Source organism: Aminobacterium mobile DSM 12262 (assembly GCF_000526395.1).
Taxonomy (GTDB): Bacteria; Synergistota; Synergistia; order Synergistales; family Aminobacteriaceae; genus Aminobacterium; species Aminobacterium mobile.
The window spans coordinates 1,210,530-1,226,133 of the sequence record NZ_JAFZ01000001.1; the positions used below are offsets into that span (position 1 = coordinate 1,210,530).

Annotated in this window: 12 protein-coding genes and 5 tRNA genes; 11 read left to right on the top strand and 6 right to left on the bottom strand. The window is 42.3% G+C overall.

Annotated features, from left to right (window positions below):
• Positions 1-158 precede the first annotated feature (158 nt).
• The 4 genes from K360_RS0105930 to K360_RS0105945 all read left to right on the top strand — a co-directional run bounded on the left by K360_RS0105930 (position 159) and on the right by K360_RS0105945 (position 4,379).
• On the top strand, positions 159-488 hold the full coding sequence (locus tag K360_RS0105930) for a metallopeptidase family protein (protein WP_024822259.1): 330 nt from the start codon (positions 159-161) through the stop codon (positions 486-488).
• Positions 489-622: 134 nt separating this feature from the next.
• Positions 623-1,636: an ABC transporter substrate-binding protein gene (locus tag K360_RS0105935; protein WP_024822260.1), complete on the top strand. Its 1,014-nt coding sequence runs from the start codon at positions 623-625 to the stop codon at positions 1,634-1,636.
• A complete protein-coding gene (locus K360_RS0105940; protein ID WP_024822261.1) occupies positions 1,620-3,293 on the top strand; it encodes an ABC transporter permease in 1,674 nt (557 codons plus the stop codon). The genes K360_RS0105935 and K360_RS0105940 overlap by 17 nt, the downstream gene beginning before the upstream one ends.
• Positions 3,294-3,296: 3 nt before the next feature.
• The gene (locus K360_RS0105945; protein ID WP_024822262.1) at positions 3,297-4,379 is read left to right on the top strand and encodes an ABC transporter ATP-binding protein; all 1,083 of its coding nucleotides are present in this window, start codon (positions 3,297-3,299) and stop codon (positions 4,377-4,379) included.
• Between the two features lie 82 nt (positions 4,380-4,461).
• Here the strand turns inward: K360_RS0105945 and K360_RS0105950 are convergent, their stop codons facing one another.
• The 4 genes from K360_RS0105950 to K360_RS0105965 form a co-directional block, all read right to left on the bottom strand.
• Positions 4,462-6,342, bottom strand: a complete 1,881-nt coding sequence (locus tag K360_RS0105950) for a TRAP transporter permease (protein ID WP_024822263.1) — start codon at positions 6,340-6,342, stop codon at positions 4,462-4,464.
• Between the two features lie 93 nt (positions 6,343-6,435).
• The gene (locus tag K360_RS0105955; protein ID WP_024822264.1) at positions 6,436-7,422 is read right to left on the bottom strand and encodes a TAXI family TRAP transporter solute-binding subunit; all 987 of its coding nucleotides are present in this window, start codon (positions 7,420-7,422) and stop codon (positions 6,436-6,438) included.
• A 167-nt stretch (positions 7,423-7,589) separates the two neighbouring features.
• A complete protein-coding gene (locus tag K360_RS0105960) occupies positions 7,590-9,608 on the bottom strand; it encodes a DUF2207 domain-containing protein (protein ID WP_024822265.1) in 2,019 nt (672 codons plus the stop codon).
• Positions 9,562-10,113, bottom strand: coding sequence for a LemA family protein (locus K360_RS0105965; RefSeq protein ID WP_024822266.1), 552 nt, complete (start codon positions 10,111-10,113; stop codon positions 9,562-9,564). Before K360_RS0105965 ends, K360_RS0105960 begins: the two co-directional genes overlap by 47 nt.
• 176 nt (positions 10,114-10,289) lie before the next feature.
• Between K360_RS0105965 and K360_RS0105970 the strand changes: the two genes are divergently transcribed.
• The 7 genes from K360_RS0105970 (at position 10,290) to K360_RS0106000 (ending at position 12,680) form a co-directional block, all read left to right on the top strand.
• Positions 10,290-10,634 (top strand): DUF3870 domain-containing protein, encoded by a 345-nt coding sequence (locus tag K360_RS0105970; protein ID WP_024822267.1) that lies wholly within the window; start codon positions 10,290-10,292, stop codon positions 10,632-10,634.
• Between the two features lie 170 nt (positions 10,635-10,804).
• Positions 10,805-12,001 carry a DUF819 family protein gene (locus K360_RS0105975; protein WP_024822268.1) on the top strand — a complete coding sequence of 399 codons (1,197 nt, stop codon included), beginning with the start codon at positions 10,805-10,807 and terminating at the stop codon, positions 11,999-12,001.
• 238 nt (positions 12,002-12,239) lie between these two features.
• Positions 12,240-12,316 (top strand) — tRNA-Gly (locus K360_RS0105980).
• Positions 12,317-12,335: 19 nt separating this feature from the next.
• A tRNA-Arg gene (locus tag K360_RS0105985) sits at positions 12,336-12,412 on the top strand.
• A gap of 9 nt (positions 12,413-12,421) precedes the next feature.
• A tRNA-His gene (locus tag K360_RS0105990) sits at positions 12,422-12,498 on the top strand.
• Positions 12,499-12,516: 18 nt separating this feature from the next.
• Positions 12,517-12,593, top strand: a tRNA-Arg gene (locus tag K360_RS0105995).
• A gap of 11 nt (positions 12,594-12,604) precedes the next feature.
• Positions 12,605-12,680 (top strand) — tRNA-Lys (locus tag K360_RS0106000).
• Positions 12,681-12,726: 46 nt separating this feature from the next.
• Here K360_RS0106000 and K360_RS0106005 read toward each other — a convergent pair.
• Together K360_RS0106005 and cls are read right to left on the bottom strand one after the other, a co-directional pair.
• Complete coding sequence (locus tag K360_RS0106005) at positions 12,727-13,719, bottom strand: metallophosphoesterase (protein ID WP_156923356.1); 993 nt, start codon at positions 13,717-13,719, stop codon at positions 12,727-12,729.
• A 190-nt stretch (positions 13,720-13,909) separates the two neighbouring features.
• Positions 13,910-15,496: a cardiolipin synthase gene (cls, locus tag K360_RS0106010; RefSeq protein ID WP_024822270.1), complete on the bottom strand. Its 1,587-nt coding sequence runs from the start codon at positions 15,494-15,496 to the stop codon at positions 13,910-13,912.
• Positions 15,497-15,604: the final 108 nt, after the last annotated feature.

The window sequence follows — 15,604 nt, forward strand, 5'->3', positions numbered from 1 at the left end:
GGCCCCCTTCCCTGAAAAAGTAATATCTGCCCTTCATGCAATGTTTAATTTGTAGAATATTACTGACAACATTATTCTCTTAAAGTGGTATTGTCAAGATTAACGAGGGGATAGGATATAATTTTAAAAAATCCTTATCCTTCTGGAGGCATTCAGACATGAATATTAATAAGTTTCGTGAAACGGCAAATGAGATCGTGGAAGGATTGCCAAGAGAGCTTTTTAAGCAGCTTAATGGAGGAATCATTGTTCTTGACGAGAAAAAAGAAGAGGCTGAAAGTCTGATAATGGGGGAATATGTGGAGGATCCCTTTATGGGGAAGACCATCCTTCTTTATTACGGATCTTTTGTCGACACATTAGAGGGTGCTTCTTTAGAAGAATGGGTAAAGGAAATAGAGGATACTATTATTCATGAACTTCGTCACCATATAGAATCCCTAGCAGGAGTTGATTACCTTTCAGAAGAAGAGAGACAAACTTTTTAAAAAACCTTTTTGATAGCATACCTTGATAGAGCCACATTCCTTGTTTTTTAGCCTATATCTGGATATAGAGAGTAAGAGGGTTAACCGCTATATTAAATATATAGAAACAATGGACAAAGAGGAGAGTGTGCAACATGAAAAAAAACGGTGTTATGGGTAAAGTAGTTACCCTCGCTATTTTAGGAACTATTCTCTTATCGAGCATTGCTACAGCAGCGCAACCAGAACTCAATGCGTATACCATATGGTCTGAGCGATATGCTCAAGCAATATTCAGTGCTTTTACAAAAGATACAGGCATTAAAGTGAATTGGATGAGATTTTCTTCTGGAGAAGTGCAAGCCAGGCTGGAAGCAGAGCGGAAAAATCCTCAAGTCGATGTTGTTTTTGGGAATATGGCTGAAGCTTTCGTCAATGGCATTCCTAAGGGGCTATTTGAGCCTTATAAGCCACAAGGGGCCGAACGTATTCCAGACGCATTTAAAGATACTGATGGATATTGGACTGGTGTTGCAATAGATCCTATCTGTTTTATGTTCAATACCAGATTTTTAAAAGATCACAATGTGGGAGCCCCCACATCTTGGCAAGATCTGCTCCGCCCAGAATACAAGAGCCAGCTTCAGATGGCTGATGCCAGAACATCTGGAACTGCTATGTATCGTATTCTTAGTATTATCGAAGCTATGGGCGAAGATAAAGCTTACGTATACCAGAAGAAACTCAACGACAACGTTCAAATCTATACTAAAAGCGGTGCCGGTGGTGCATTGCCTATAGCAAGAGGACAGGCTGCAGGTGGCATCTTCTTCCTTGTAGATGCCCTTGAAATGCAACAGAAAGGCTACGATGTGACTATTAGCTATCCCAAGGAAGGTGTTGTAGCTGGGATAGAGGCTATGGCTCTTGTAAAGGGAGCTAAAAGTCCAGACCTTGCAAAAAAATTTCTGGATTGGGCCTCCACAGAACGGATGCAGAGAATTTATGAGGGAAGCCAAATCAATCTGATTCCCAGCAATCCCGATGTGAAAATTTCTAATCCGGGGCTGGATATGTCGACGGTTAATGTGCTCCCCCTAGATATTAAGTGGGCTGGAGATAACCGCGATCGCCTCGTTGAGCGCTGGATAAATGAGGTCCTTCGATAAATCTACAAGACTTGATCCCGCACTCGTACCACTTTGGGTAGGGTTATGGGGGTTTTTAGGGCTCTTCGTACTCTACCCATTAGTGCGGTTGATCTATATAGTCTTTACCACTGATGGCGGAGTAAGCTTAATAAACCTGATAAAGGTACTTATGAGCTGGTACAATCGTAAAGCTTTTTTTAATAGCCTCGCACTAGCTACTGCTGTGTCCACTACAGGAACCTTTATAGGATTTCTCTTTGCTTTCGCAGTAACGAGGATACCCTTGCCCCAACCTGTCAAGTGGTTTTTGGGAGCTGTTGTTGTGCTTCCTTTTGTTTCACCACCCTTTACGAGCAGCATTGCTCTCACTATGGTGTTAGGGCCTAATGGTTTGTTATTGAAATTACTTCACGCGCCAGATTTTAATATATACGGCTTTTGGGGAACGTGGATAGCTGAAACTCTCACATATTTCCCCGTGGCATTTTTGACCCTTACCGCAGTGCTCAAAGCCATTGACCCTAACTTAGAAGATGCTGCCATGAGCATGGGCAATACTTCATGGGGAACTTTCCGAACTGTAACATTACCACTGAGCATACCAGGGCTTGCTAATGCTTTCCTGCTCCTATTTGGAAGCTCTCTGGCAGATTTTTCCACACCGCTAGTAATGGCAGGTCATTCCTTTCCAGTACTAACTACTCAAGCCTACTTGCAGATTACGGGCATGTACGATATCCAGGGTGGAGCCACCATTTCTTTTATACTGTTGGTCCCCGCTCTTTTAGTATATTTGCTGCAACACTACTGGGTGGAGCAACGTAGTTATGTAACAATTACAGGTAAAGCTGGAGCCCCTTCTGTTGTCAAGGGAGGGAGATTTTTTGCAGAGGCACTTATATTGACAATTATTTCAGCTATAACGTTATTTATAATATTCCTCTATTCCATTATCTTTTTAGGATCTTTAATGAAAGTGTGGGGAATAGACAACAGCTTTACCCTAGAAAACTATGTCTATGTTTTCACTGTAGGGTGGGAAGCTGTAAAAGATACAGTTCTTATAGCTATTATATCGACCTTCATAGGTAGTGCCATAGGAGTAACTACCGGCTACTTGATAAATCGTAAAGATCTTCCTTGGAGAAAAACATTAGAGTTTATGTCCCTTCTAAACTACGTCTTACCAGGAACAGTTGTAGGTATTGCTTACGCCGTAGCCTTTAACTCAGGCCCCATAGTGCTCACAGGTACCATGTCTATTATTGTTGCTCTCTGTGTTTCTCGTTATGATGCTACGGGGATAAGAGCTACAATAGCATCGTTGCAGCAAATAGATCCTTCTATAGAGGAAGCTTCTCTAAGCCTTGGAGCCTCTCGATTTACAACTTTTTTCAGGGTAACACTGCCGTTGATTATGCCTGCAGTTACTACAGGTATGCGTTATCTTTTCGTGGTTTCTATGACAGCCGTCAGTGCCACAATATTTTTAGTATCGGTACGTTGGAGCTTGCTGACCATCCGTATTCTTGAATGTATTACTGAACTTCTCTTCGCTCAGGCAGCAGCCTTTTCAGTAGTTCTAGTACTTATTGTCTTTTTCGCTATAGGGGCTATCGCAGTTTTGTTTCATATCATCTACCCAAACTATTACCGTCAGTTGAGGAGGCTGTAAGAAATGTCTCTCTCTATTTCTCTCCATAATTTATCAAAAATTTTTCACAGAGGGAAAGAAGCTTTTAAAGCAGTAGATAACGTTAATCTTTATGTCAAATCTGGAGAACTTGTTACACTATTAGGCCCCTCTGGTTGTGGAAAAACAACGATCTTGCGAATGATAGCTGGTTTTGAGAGACCTACTGAAGGACGCATCTTGATCGATGGGGAAGATATCACCGAAATGGCAGTGAACAAACGAAAGATCGGGTTCGTTTTCCAAAATTACGCTCTTTTCCCCCATATGAATATTTTCGATAATGTGGCTTATGGGCTGAAAATTCGAGGCGTTTCTCGAGAAGAGCGAAAAAAACTTGTAGCTCAAGTCCTTCATATGGTAGAACTTGAAGAAGTGGAGAATCGTTTCCCTAACCAACTTTCAGGTGGAGAACAGCAACGAGTAGCATTGGCTCGAGTTTTTGTTACTGATCCTAAAGTTTTGTTAATGGATGAACCTCTATCCAACCTCGACGCGAAACTACGAATATATATGCGTGCTGAAATTCGTCAGTTGCAAAAGAAACTGGGTATTACGTGTATCTACGTTACTCACGACCAAAAAGAAGCCCTCTCTATAGCTGATAGAATTGTAGTCCTCAATAAGGGGAAAGTGGAACAAGTTGACACTCCTTTTGAACTCTATGCAAACCCTGCAACCCTTTTTGTTGCTGACTTTATCGGACAGGCCAACATATTTAAGGGGCAGGTCAAGTTTTTTCGAGATAAAGAAATGGATGTTTTTATTTACGGGCATGTAATAACTATTCATAACGACAAAGGAAAACGCTTTGAAGAAGGGGAAGAAGTGGCTCTTGTAGTGCGGCCCGAGTCCGTTCGTTTAGGCCCTCCTGAGAGCTCTATACTAAAAGGACAAGTGCTGAGCAGGGGCTTTGTTGGAGATAAAATGGAATATGCTATAGAAATAGAGCCGGGTAGCCTCATTCATGCTTTTGAACCTTATTCCAGAGACACCCCTATATTTTTTGAAGGGAACAGTGTAGGGCTTCGTATAAATCCGCTGGATGTCATGGCTTTGCCAGTATAAAAAACTATTAACACAAAATAAGGATGCAGGAAGTGTTTTTTTTACGCCATCCTCCTGCATCCTTATTTACTTACAGGACATATTAATTCGAAACTTCAATAGGTTTAGGCCTAGAAAATAAAAATAAAACTAACGTGAGTATCACACTAACTATAGAGACTAAAGGTTGTCGATAAAGGGCTGCGAGAGCAGAAACGGCAAAAGCGGTTCTATGCCATAAAGGTAGAGGTCCACGAGCATAACCTGTCAAAGCAAATCCTATTCCAGTAAGTGTCCCTACGCCACTAAGTACAGACATGAGGTTCTCCATCAAAGAACCCTGAAGAATAAGACCTGGATCGTAGCAAAAGGCAAAAGGTACAATGAAAGCCAGGATACCTAATCTACAGGCTGTGAAACCTGTCTTATTAGGTGACGAATCTGCGATAGATGCAGCAGCATAAGCGGCAAGAGCCACTGGTGGAGTTATGTTGGATACAATAGCGTAATAGAATACGAATAGATGTGCTGCTAAGGGCAGAAAGCCCATTTTCACAAGGGCCGGTACACCTAACGCTGCTCCAAGAATATATGCGCTAGTAGTAGGCAACCCCATGCCAAGAATTAGAGAAACCAAGGCGATAAGGATCAATGCTAGGAAAGAATTTCCACGAGCAATTCCAATAACAGCTCCTACAAACTTAAAACCAATGCCCGATAAAGCCACGGAACCAACTACTAACCCTGCAGAGGCACATGCTGTACAAATAATAGGGATATTCTTGGCCCCATCGTGAATAGCCTCTATAACTTGTTTAGGCCCCATGCGTTTGGCGGGGTCGAGAAGAGACATGCCCCATGCCAAAACAATACCCGAAATAGCCCCATACATTGGGGTATATCCCGCTAAAAGCATATAAACTAAGAGAACAATTGGTGACATCATGTAAAGCTTTTTGAGTACAGCTTTTTTAGAGGGGAGCTCTTTTGCAGGAAGTCCCTTAAGCCCATCTCTCACGGCAGCGAGGTGAACCATTAAGAGGACTGCTCCATAATAGAATAAAGAGGGAAGGATAGCAGCAACCATGATTTTGTTGAACGGAACACCTAAAAGGGCAGCCATAACAAATGCCCCTGCGCCCATAATTGGGGGCATAAGCTGTCCTCCAGAGCTGGCAACAGCTTCCACAGCCGCTGCAAAATGGGGTTTATAGCCAATACGTTTCATCAAAGGAATTGTAAAAGAACCTGTAGCATAGACATTAGCCACAGCAGAACCAGAAATAGACCCAAATAAGGCAGAACTGAGCACTGCTATTTTCGCAGGGCCTCCAGCTGCTGTTCCCGTAAAGGCTTGTGCAAACTCCATAAAATATTCGCCAACGCCACTCTTTTCAAGGAACCCTCCAAAAATGAGGAAGATCATGACGAAAGTTGCTGATACTCCCAAAGATGACGAGAAAATCCCCTCATCTGTGAGAAACATCCCTTCAATAATCCTATCAAATTCTGTGGGGACACCACGAAGTGCTGTGGGGAGAAAACTAGCGTCACATACGTAGGTATAGACTGTAAAAATCACTGCTACAATCACAAGAGGCAGCCCTACAATACGGCGCGTTGCTTCCAATAACAATATGATCAGTAACGTACCAAGGACTAATTGGACAGCAGTGAGATCGTCAACACCCTGCATGCGCATCATGATTTGTTCATAGTTCATTATAATATACAAACCCGGAATAGCTGAGGCTACAGCTAATATCCAATCGTACCAAGGGACTTTTATTTCAGGAAGCTGGCCTTTTTTTAAAGATTTGAAGGGATAGATCACGAAAGCCATAGGCAACACCCAAGTGAGGTGAATTGCCCGTTGGAGGTAGGCCTCAAAAGATCCAAAAACAGCTGTGTAGAGATGAAAAAATCCCATAGCTAGAATGTAGACATATAGAACCTTTGCCACAATGCCATCAAGTTTTCTCATTAAAAAACAACCTCCTCTCCAACAAAACATGAACGATAAAGGCGGGCTTGAAGCCCGCCTTTAGTTGTCAAGAATGTGCAACATCCCCTAATTTTATTTCGCAGCGACCTCTGCCCAGTATTTCATAGCTCCGGAATGACTTTTAATAGGAGCTGCAGGAATTGCTGTCGCAGGATTTAACTCCTTCATATCTACAACAGCCTTAGATAGAGTTTCTTGGTTTTCATACATTGTTTTGCAGAGATCATAAACAATTTTTTCATCCAAGTCGTTACGTACCACGATGCAGGTGTAGTCTCCTACCACCTTAATAGGCGTATCGGTAACTGACTTATAGATACCAGGATCTACCGTAAATGTTACAGTACCGTAGACTGATCCCACCTTATCGAGAGTTTCTTGTTCCATTCCCAATATAACGATATCGGTCTGGCTCTCAATTTGCATAACAATAGAAGCAATTTTGCCCACTGAGAAGGCAAATACATCTAGATGATTATCGGCAATGAGATCTGCTCCACCAGAGTAAGAAGCATACTCTACAGAGCCACCCCATTCTTTAAGAGCTTCGCGGTAGTCAAGCCCAAAGCCAGACTTAAAAATGCCATTGACGATGAACTCAGATCCTGTACCAGTCTTCAACGTAGCAAAACGAGTTGGGATTTTCCGAGCTACCAGATCATCCAAGGATTTTATGTTATGTTTTTCTACAAAATCTTTGCGAGCAATAAAATAGGTATATTGAGTGTATAGGTTTGCTAAGATCGTCGCATTGTCAACGGGAGTTTCGAAAGGAGCACCAGCGCCTTTCTGGGCTACGGCAACCATGGACGTATTAGAGAAACCCAGATCGCCTTTGCCCTTATCAGCATTGATAATATTGGCAACAGCACCACCTGTGATACTCGTCGTAGGGATTGTGTCATGGGACCAGAGATCAGCTAGGGCACCACCTAGAGCAAACCAGTTGCCTCCCGGAGGTCCCGCCATAAAACGAAGCTGAGACGGAGAATCAGCAGCAGCCATTGAAGCCGTAAGCATACAGAATAAGGCAAGGCAGAAAACGATGAACTTTTTCAATTAAGACCCTCCCTTTTAGATTTGAAGAAAGTAACAATAAATCCCAATTGTTTTACTTCCTCCTGTATTTAATGAGGAATATATCTTTCTTCAGAGGTATTGTCAATTCAATTGTTTGTACTTTTTAGAGCCCCTTTAACTGCTATTGCCAGAAAAAAGGGAGGGACCTACCAGCCACCACCACCGCCCCCGCCACCACCGCCCCCGGCGAAACCGCCGCCACCCCTTCCGCTAGAAGAGCCCGGCACTACAGAAGACGAGGCGATGGAATTAGCCACAGATGATGTGATATCAGATATTCCTTCTCCGGTATAAAAAATAGAAGCGTCTTTCCCCACATACCATGGGGGATGATATTCCTTTTTCCGAAGTAACTCATTAAATCGATTTGCCCATGTTTTTGCTCCATCGAGGGCAAAAGCGTAGGGAAGCAGGCGCTCAAAAACTTCCGGTGTTTCCTCCGGAGGATTGAACATTTCTAGTCGGTGCCGCTCTGCTGTATTTATGTACATGGTAAGTCCCTCAGCTACACCAAGGATATCATTGCCTCTCTCTGTCCGAACTGTTATTAACTTTCGAAAAACAAGAGCTATAGCCGCAATGGCTAGAGGAAGTAAAAGCATAGATTTTTTTGCACTACTCAGTGTAAACAAGAAACTCCCCGCAAGGCTAGAAAAAAACAATAAAAGCATGATTATAGTAATAATTTGGGGTATAAATCGCCTTTTTCTATGAAATCCTCTCCAAGCAGATAAAATAACAGAACCAATGACCATAAGTGCTCCTGTCCCTCCCATTAAGAAAGCTGCAAGTTGAATTTGTCCACCCCATCTGAGAAGTAGAAAGGAAGAGAGGGGAATAAAAAAACCTCCGACCCACAGGAGAGTATTCTTTGAGAAAAGAGGCTTTGCAGACTGTCTGTAATATTGCTCCAACCTCTCGCGAGATTCTTCTAAAATTTTATAATTACTTTGCCGAAGCAATAATTCCTTCCTCCCGTTACCAAAGAGGCTAGAGAGAAGTATTTTTTCTTCTGAGGAAAAATTTTCAAAAAGAGCTCGTTCCTTTACAAGTCTTAATGAATATCGTTTTCCAGCCAATTTAGAAGAAAGAGCTACGATTCCCTTGAGAACACCGTTCTCTCCTACTTGTCTCAAACGTTCCATTGCTTCCTCTAAAGTTAATTCCTCTATGACAATAAAGCCTTTTACAGCAAGATTAAGAATTTCGGCTGTGAAACAAACATTATCCATTCCCATTTGCTTTACATATCTTAAAAATCCTGGGCCTAACTCCTCGGGAGGATAGAAGAGGGGGATTACCGGTTTCCGAAGGGGATCTTTCCCCCATCGTCGCCACACTATCACATAATAAGTTAAGAGGAGGAGAGGTGTGACTAAAAAAAACCAGATGCCGAATTTATCAAAGAAAGTATATCGAAGGGGCTGCTTTGGAGGAAAAACTATGCCTTTAGCCCATGAGTAAGCCACCGTGAGACCTTCATTTGGCAAAAGACGCCTTGTTGTTTCTACTGATCCGTCAGGAAGAAGCCTAGCATCTTTTCCTCTCTCGCCTAGGAAGCCAGTATAAATATCTACCGATAGAAAAGAGACCTTTTCGGGAAGGGTAACAGAAAAAATTACCTTTTCTATGGGAAATGCCCAATCGTTGCCCGTAACATTCCAGTAAAGTTCATCGTACTCTCCCCAAAAACCAATTTGACCTGTTGTTACATAAGAAAGAGAATAGGTTTGCGTCCCTAAAGGTGCAAGCTTATCAGGATCGCCCAAATAGATGCGAACTCCATTGGGACGAGGTTCAGTTCTATAAGGAACCTCTTTACCATTAAGTAACGCCTCTTTCACCCAAAAATCTACGCGCACAGTTCGCCCTGACGCTCCCTTATGTATAGTAGGGAAATCGCGAAATATCCCCCGTCGAATACTTTTGCCTTCCACAGCTACTGTAATATTTTCTCTCACTTCAAGAGAGGAATCAGATTTTACTGCGGCAGCAGAAGAAAACAAAAGAATCTTTTCTTCTGCTCTCACTGGAAATGCCAGAAAGACAAACAAAAAGAAAGAAAGGACAGCTTTATAAAGCCCTTTTACAAAAAGCCCTCTCTTCATACTGAGAATATCAAAATGATACTTGGGGTGTTGTTCGTGTCTCTTCTGCTGCTTCAAAGTAATCAGCTTTCCCGTAGCCAAAGTTTCGTGCTATGAGCACTGCAGGAAATGTAGAGATAGCAATATTGTAGTCTCGAGCTGTACCATTATAGTATCTACGAGACATCTGGATATCATTCTCCAGAGAAGAAAGTTGTTCTTGTAGTTGAAGGAAATTTGTATTTGCTTTCAAGGTGGGGTAATTTTCTGCCACCGCAAAAAGAGATTTGAGCGCTCCAGAAAGCATATTTTCTGATTCCGCCCTTTCCCTAACTGTATAGGCTCTAGTTATAGACGCTCGTGCTTCTGTGACCCGCTCAAAAACTTCTTGTTCATGAGTAGCGTATCCTTTTACCGTTTCCACAAGATTGGGAATAAGATCAAAGCGTCGTTTAAGCTGCACATCAATACCGCTCCAAGCTTCATTTTTCAGATTGTCCAGACGAACAAGTCTATTATAAATAGAAATGGCCCCAAGAACTATGAGGACTATAAAGGCAAGAATTACAAGCAACACTACCATTAATATTCCCCCTTCGCTTAAAAAATCAAAAAACTTTTTATTTATTTTACCTCAAAGAAGAGGGGATTTGCATTCAGTTCAATTGACAGTTGAATTTATAACATAATGATTCGAGATCCGTCTTTAGAAACCTAGCAAAGTAGACAGAAACGATTAGGGCATGGTAAAATTTCATTATGTCGAATAATACAAAATATCCGGAGAACTCTATTCTCATAGTAGGGAACTCTCAAACGACTAGTTTAAATCCGATTAATCAACAATTTGGTGCGTTTTTTATCTCTTTCATCTTGTTGAAGGATACAGAAGAGATTCTTGATTGTGGTGTTTCTATGACCCTTAAAGTAACGGAAAGTTTTGTCCAGGGTATTTTTTTAGGACGTCGTTTGGTACAAGATGAAGAGATTATTGTTTCTGATGTGCAGGCACGATATTTTGGATCTTCTCAAAAAGCCATTATCGCAGCATACCGAGACGCAATAAAGAAGTATAAAGAGGTCACTGCTCCACGAAAAACATAATAAAGATCGAGCTGCTTTGTCCTTAACGTTCGTTTGAGTTTGGCTCACGGATATCAGGGGATAAAATCCAGCGGTTACTGGCGTGTAGATGCCGGCAACTGGTGGATTTTTTTGTTGAAGTTTCAACTCCAAAAGCAGTCTCAATATTTCGTTATAAGGAGGGGTTTATAGTGATCACCAATGGTTTCACATATTTTGCGTTCTTGGTTTGTTTTGCTGGAATTGTCTCAGCTTTAGAAATGAAATTTAGGGACTCCACGTTTTTCAAGTATGTGCCACCTCCTGTTATTCTTTACCTTTCATGTATGATTTTTGCTACAGTCGGGCTATGGGAAAATAATGACAGCATTAAGGCTACTTATCGAGTAGTAAGGGGCAATCTTATTCCTGCGATGATTTTCGTTATGTTGCTGCGATGTGATATAAGGAAGATCCTCAAACTGGGCCCTCGGATGCTCATCGGTTTTTTCTCTGCAACTATCACCATTATGGTCGGGTTCGTGGTGATGTTTCTCCTTATGAAAAATGGATTCCCTCCAGAATCGTGGAAAACATGGGGAGCTTTGGCTGGAAGTTGGATAGGAGGGACAGCCAATATGGTGGCCATTCAGGGGGCCTTGGGCATCAGCGACTCTGCTATGGGATATACACTTCTCGTAGATAATGTAAACTATTCTATCTGGGTTATTCTTCTCCTTGCTACTGTCCCCTATGCAAAAAATTTCAACAAATGGACGAAAACTGATACTTCCCTTATTGATTCTGTTGGCACAATGCTTTCTGAAATCAAAGAAAATACTCGCACGAAAATGGAAACAGCAGACTTAGCCCTATTAGTAGGTTCCGGCCTTTTTGTTTCTGCCATATCAAGTCATGTTGCTTCAGTTATATCGCCTATGCTTATTAACGTTTTTGGGAAGAGCGATTTCCTATCGGTAAGTACGGTTACTATCATCGTAGCAACTTTCCTCGGCATCTTATGTGCCATGACGCCCATGAACAGCATCCCTGGTTCATCTCCTGTGTCTCTAACCATGCTCTACATTATTATTTGCCTCATTGCTTCCCGAGCTTCTTTTAAAGAACTCACTGATGCCCCTTACTACTTAGCAGCCGGTTTTGTTATTCTAGGAATCCATGCATTGCTTATGGCTATCATAGCTAAAATTATCAAGCTTGATCTTTTTACGTGTGCTGTAGCAAGTTTAGCCAATATTGGAGCAGTTGCAGCAGCTCCCATTATTGCAGCGGCATACAAGGAAACTTTAGTTCCCATAGGAGTCCTTATGGCTCTTATGGGATATGTTGTGGGCACGTGGGGAGGTCTTTTTGTGGCTAAAATACTTTCTCTCATCGCAGGAGTTTAGAGCGGGAATTTAGACGGCCTTGTAACTGCAACGTATTATCTTAATTCTACCTCAATCATTATTATTCATGTCAGATGTAGATTCGCCTAACATCTCAACGTAAGATGGGGTCTGGAGAATTCTACAGCGACGGCCTACGCCTTATTTCTTTAAAAAAAAGGCTCAAAAAAAGGTTGCAGGAATGCCGGTCATATGGTAGTATTTCCCGTGCTGAACGAAGACAACTTCGTTGCAACGAGCGGGAATAGCTCAGCTGGCTAGAGCGATGGCCTTCCAAGCCGTAGGTCGCGGGTTCGAATCCCGTTTCCCGCTCCATTTAGTCCTAGTAATAAAAGCGCCTGTAGCTCAGTTGGACAGAGCAACGGCCTTCTAAGCCGTGGGTCGCGGGTTCGAATCCTGCCGGGCGCGCCACTTGAAACGGTGAGCGTAGCTCAATTGGTTAGAGTGCTGGACTGTGGCTCCAGTGGTTGGGGGTTCAAGTCCCCTCGCTCACCCCATTTAAAATAAAGTTGCACGCGCCCGTAGCTCAGCTGGATAGAGCGACGGACTTCGGATCCGTAGGTCGCGGGTTCGACTCCTGCCGGGCGCGCCATTTAAGAAAAGGGACCGTTAGCTCAATAGGCAGAGCACCTGACTCTTAATCAGGGGGTTACAGGTTCGATTCCTGTACGGTCCACCATAAAGAAATAAACTGGCAGTCTCTGAAATAGAGGCTGCCTTTATTTTTATTTACCTTCTTTGCTCGATCTAGAAACGAGATCGATAACTGTCAGTTCGGGGTATGCCAGAACACGAACTGGGGGCCCCCACGTCCCTGTTCCATGACTTACATAAAGCAACGATCCTTTCCCTAAATCTAATAAACCCTTTGTATGACGGTAGAAAAACCAAGTAAAGGCCATGAATGGAAATAATTGCCCTCGATGAACATGCCCGGAAAGTTGTAAGTCAAACATCCCTACTGCGCCTCTATGGGGGAGTGGGCGGTGTTTTAATAACAGAGTAAAGCGACGATCAGAGATATTTTTTAACAGCTGATCTTCTTCAACTTCTGGCTGCCCTTTAAGGAAACGTCCACCTGGGTCGTCTACTCCCACTATATATATTGGACCTGCCTCCACAATTTTTCCTCGTAACACATGAAAACCGGCTTTGCCGGTAAAGTATAGGGCGTGCTCAATTCCGGCATAAAATTCATGATTCCCAGTTACAGCGAATTTCCCATATGGAGGATGATAGTGGAGCATCATCTGAGATATAGTCTCTACATCTTCTATTTCGCCATCCAATAGATCCCCCGTGGAAACTATTACATCAGGGTTTTCTTCTTGTATCTGCTTCATAATTTGTCGTAACATCTTTTTATTAATAAGAATTCCCAGATGTAAATCGGAGATTTGGAGAATACGGAAACGAGAGAATTCTTTAGGCAACTTTTCTGTGGGAATCTGAATACTTACTACTCGAACGGCCATGCTTTCTTTATACCCATAGAGACAAATAAAAAATGCCGTACAAAAAGCCAGCCAGAGATCCCACCGGGGTAAAGGCGGCTCCCATGATAAAGAAAAGATATAAGCAGTTGTGTCTATGACAAGAGAAGCGAGGACGAAATAAAGCCCGAAGGCTAATCCTATAGTTCCGACCCACGCCAAAGCTGTATGTATATAACGAAGGGAAGAGAAGCGCCACCGAGGAGGAATTATGGGAGCCATCATAAGCAAGGCACCGCTGCTCCATATACAAAAGAGAGTGTTCCATGAGAGAGGAGGTATACCTTTAAAACGAAAATAATGATAAAAAAATAGGAACAATACCACGTAGAGAGTAATATATGCCCCTATAAACCCACCCTCTGAACGTTTAATCTTTATCAATAATACCTGTCTCCTTTTTTATAAACAAAACTTATAACAAAGCGGACCAGAGTCTTCCCAAGGATTCCCGAATGCGATCCCAAATTGGTCGTTCCATGCGGTGACGCAAGTTAAACTCCCAACATTGATCCATATCCAGCAAAAATTGTTTTTCAAACTCTCTAGTTTTCTTCTCGTTGTAAACAAAAACCTGAACTTCAAAATTAATATCCAAACTCCTATTATCGAGATTAGTTGTTCCTACAGAAAGCCATTTCCCATCTGCCATGACTAATTTAGAGTGAATAAATCCGTTTTGATAGGCAAAGATACGGACTCCTGCCGCTAAAAGATCGTCAATATTAGATCGAGTTGCCCAAAAAACCATTCGATGATCGGCACGAGACGGGATTATAATACGAACATCCACCCCACTCAATGCTGACGTTGTCAGAGCCATTTTCAAGCTTTCATCTGGTACAAGATAAGGAGTTGTTATCCAAATGCGTTTCTGAGCCATAGTGAAAAGATGGAAGTAACCTTGTAGAATAGCTCGCCAGTTCGAGTCTGGACCGCTTGCAGCTATCTGCATGGGGAGAGGGGTATCGGGTATACCTTTGCTATCCCAGAATGTTTCTTTTTCGGACAATGTCTGTCCCGTACAAAAAAACCAATCATTTAAGAAAATTTCATGGATGGCTGCCACAGCTTCTCCTTTTATGCGCACATGAGTATCCCTCCAAAACCCCATATGGCGATTACGCCCCAAATACATATCACCAACATTGAGACCACCCGTAAATGCAACCTCTCCATCTACTACAACAATTTTCCTATGATTTCTAAAATTGAGATCTCGCCGTATCATAGGGAAAGAAACAGGTAAGAAAGGTTGAATATCGATTCCCTCATTCCGCAACGTTGCCATAAATTTTCTTCCTAAACGCCAACTGCCCACGCTATCATAAATAACCCGTACAGGAACCCCTTCTCGAACTTTCTTTTTAAGTATCTCGAAAAGCTTAAGGCCAGTCTCATCTTTAGCTATAGAAAAATATTCCAAATGAATATATCGTTGCGCCCTCTCTAAGGCTTCTTCTATAGCGGGGAAGACATTCTCTCCGTTAAGGAGCATATCAAGAGAATTCCAATGAGAGAGCCTCGAGTGAGCCGTTTGTTCTAGTAGACAAACAAGTTTGCTGGGGACAATATCATTCGTATAAATTTCTTTCTCTGGAAGTTGTTCTGAAAAGGTGGACTGGTAGAACCGTTTTTTCTTATATTTTTTAAAAACCGCTCTTCGCTTGGGATCAGGGCCAAACAAAAAATAGAAAATAAAGCCTATACCTGGTAGAAGACCTAAAGCTAAGAGCCAGGCTATTGTTCGGTCAGGGTTTCGTTCTTCCAAAAAAATAACACCTGCTGCTGTAATAATGTAAAGAGTAAAAATATAGGGGATATACTCCTTAAACAAAGCCCATAAGAGTTTACAAAGCTTCAATGCCGTGTGAAAAAAGGCTATATCGCCAGCTGCAGTTTTCACAGCAATAGATTCGATATTAACCCATACCCATGGAATGGAGAAAATGATAATAGCCATTAGAAATACCATAACAAGAGACTTGAGAGATAAACGCAATAGTCCTCCCCCTCCCTTTAATATTTGTTTATTATAGCTTCATGTAGGCGCCTTTTACTGAGCAGACTATTCCCTGCCCCCTCTTCACATCTCATGTTTTTAATGGTA

What these genes read in the sequence shown, in the direction of transcription:
- K360_RS0105970 (WP_024822267.1), top strand. Translation starts at nt 10,290, where the DNA reads ATGTCGAATAATACAAAATATCCGGAGAACTCTATTCTCATAGTAGGG.
- K360_RS0105930 (WP_024822259.1), top strand. Translation starts at nt 159, where the DNA reads ATGAATATTAATAAGTTTCGTGAAACGGCAAATGAGATCGTGGAAGGA.
- K360_RS0106005 (WP_156923356.1), bottom strand. Translation starts at nt 13,719, where the DNA reads ATGATGGCTCCCATAATTCCTCCTCGGTGGCGCTTCTCTTCCCTTCGT.
- K360_RS0105945 (WP_024822262.1), top strand. Translation starts at nt 3,297, where the DNA reads ATGTCTCTCTCTATTTCTCTCCATAATTTATCAAAAATTTTTCACAGA.
- K360_RS0105950 (WP_024822263.1), bottom strand. Translation starts at nt 6,342, where the DNA reads ATGAGAAAACTTGATGGCATTGTGGCAAAGGTTCTATATGTCTACATT.
- K360_RS0105940 (WP_024822261.1), top strand. Translation starts at nt 1,620, where the DNA reads ATGAGGTCCTTCGATAAATCTACAAGACTTGATCCCGCACTCGTACCA.
- K360_RS0105935 (WP_024822260.1), top strand. Translation starts at nt 623, where the DNA reads ATGAAAAAAAACGGTGTTATGGGTAAAGTAGTTACCCTCGCTATTTTA.
- K360_RS0105965 (WP_024822266.1), bottom strand. Translation starts at nt 10,113, where the DNA reads ATGGTAGTGTTGCTTGTAATTCTTGCCTTTATAGTCCTCATAGTTCTT.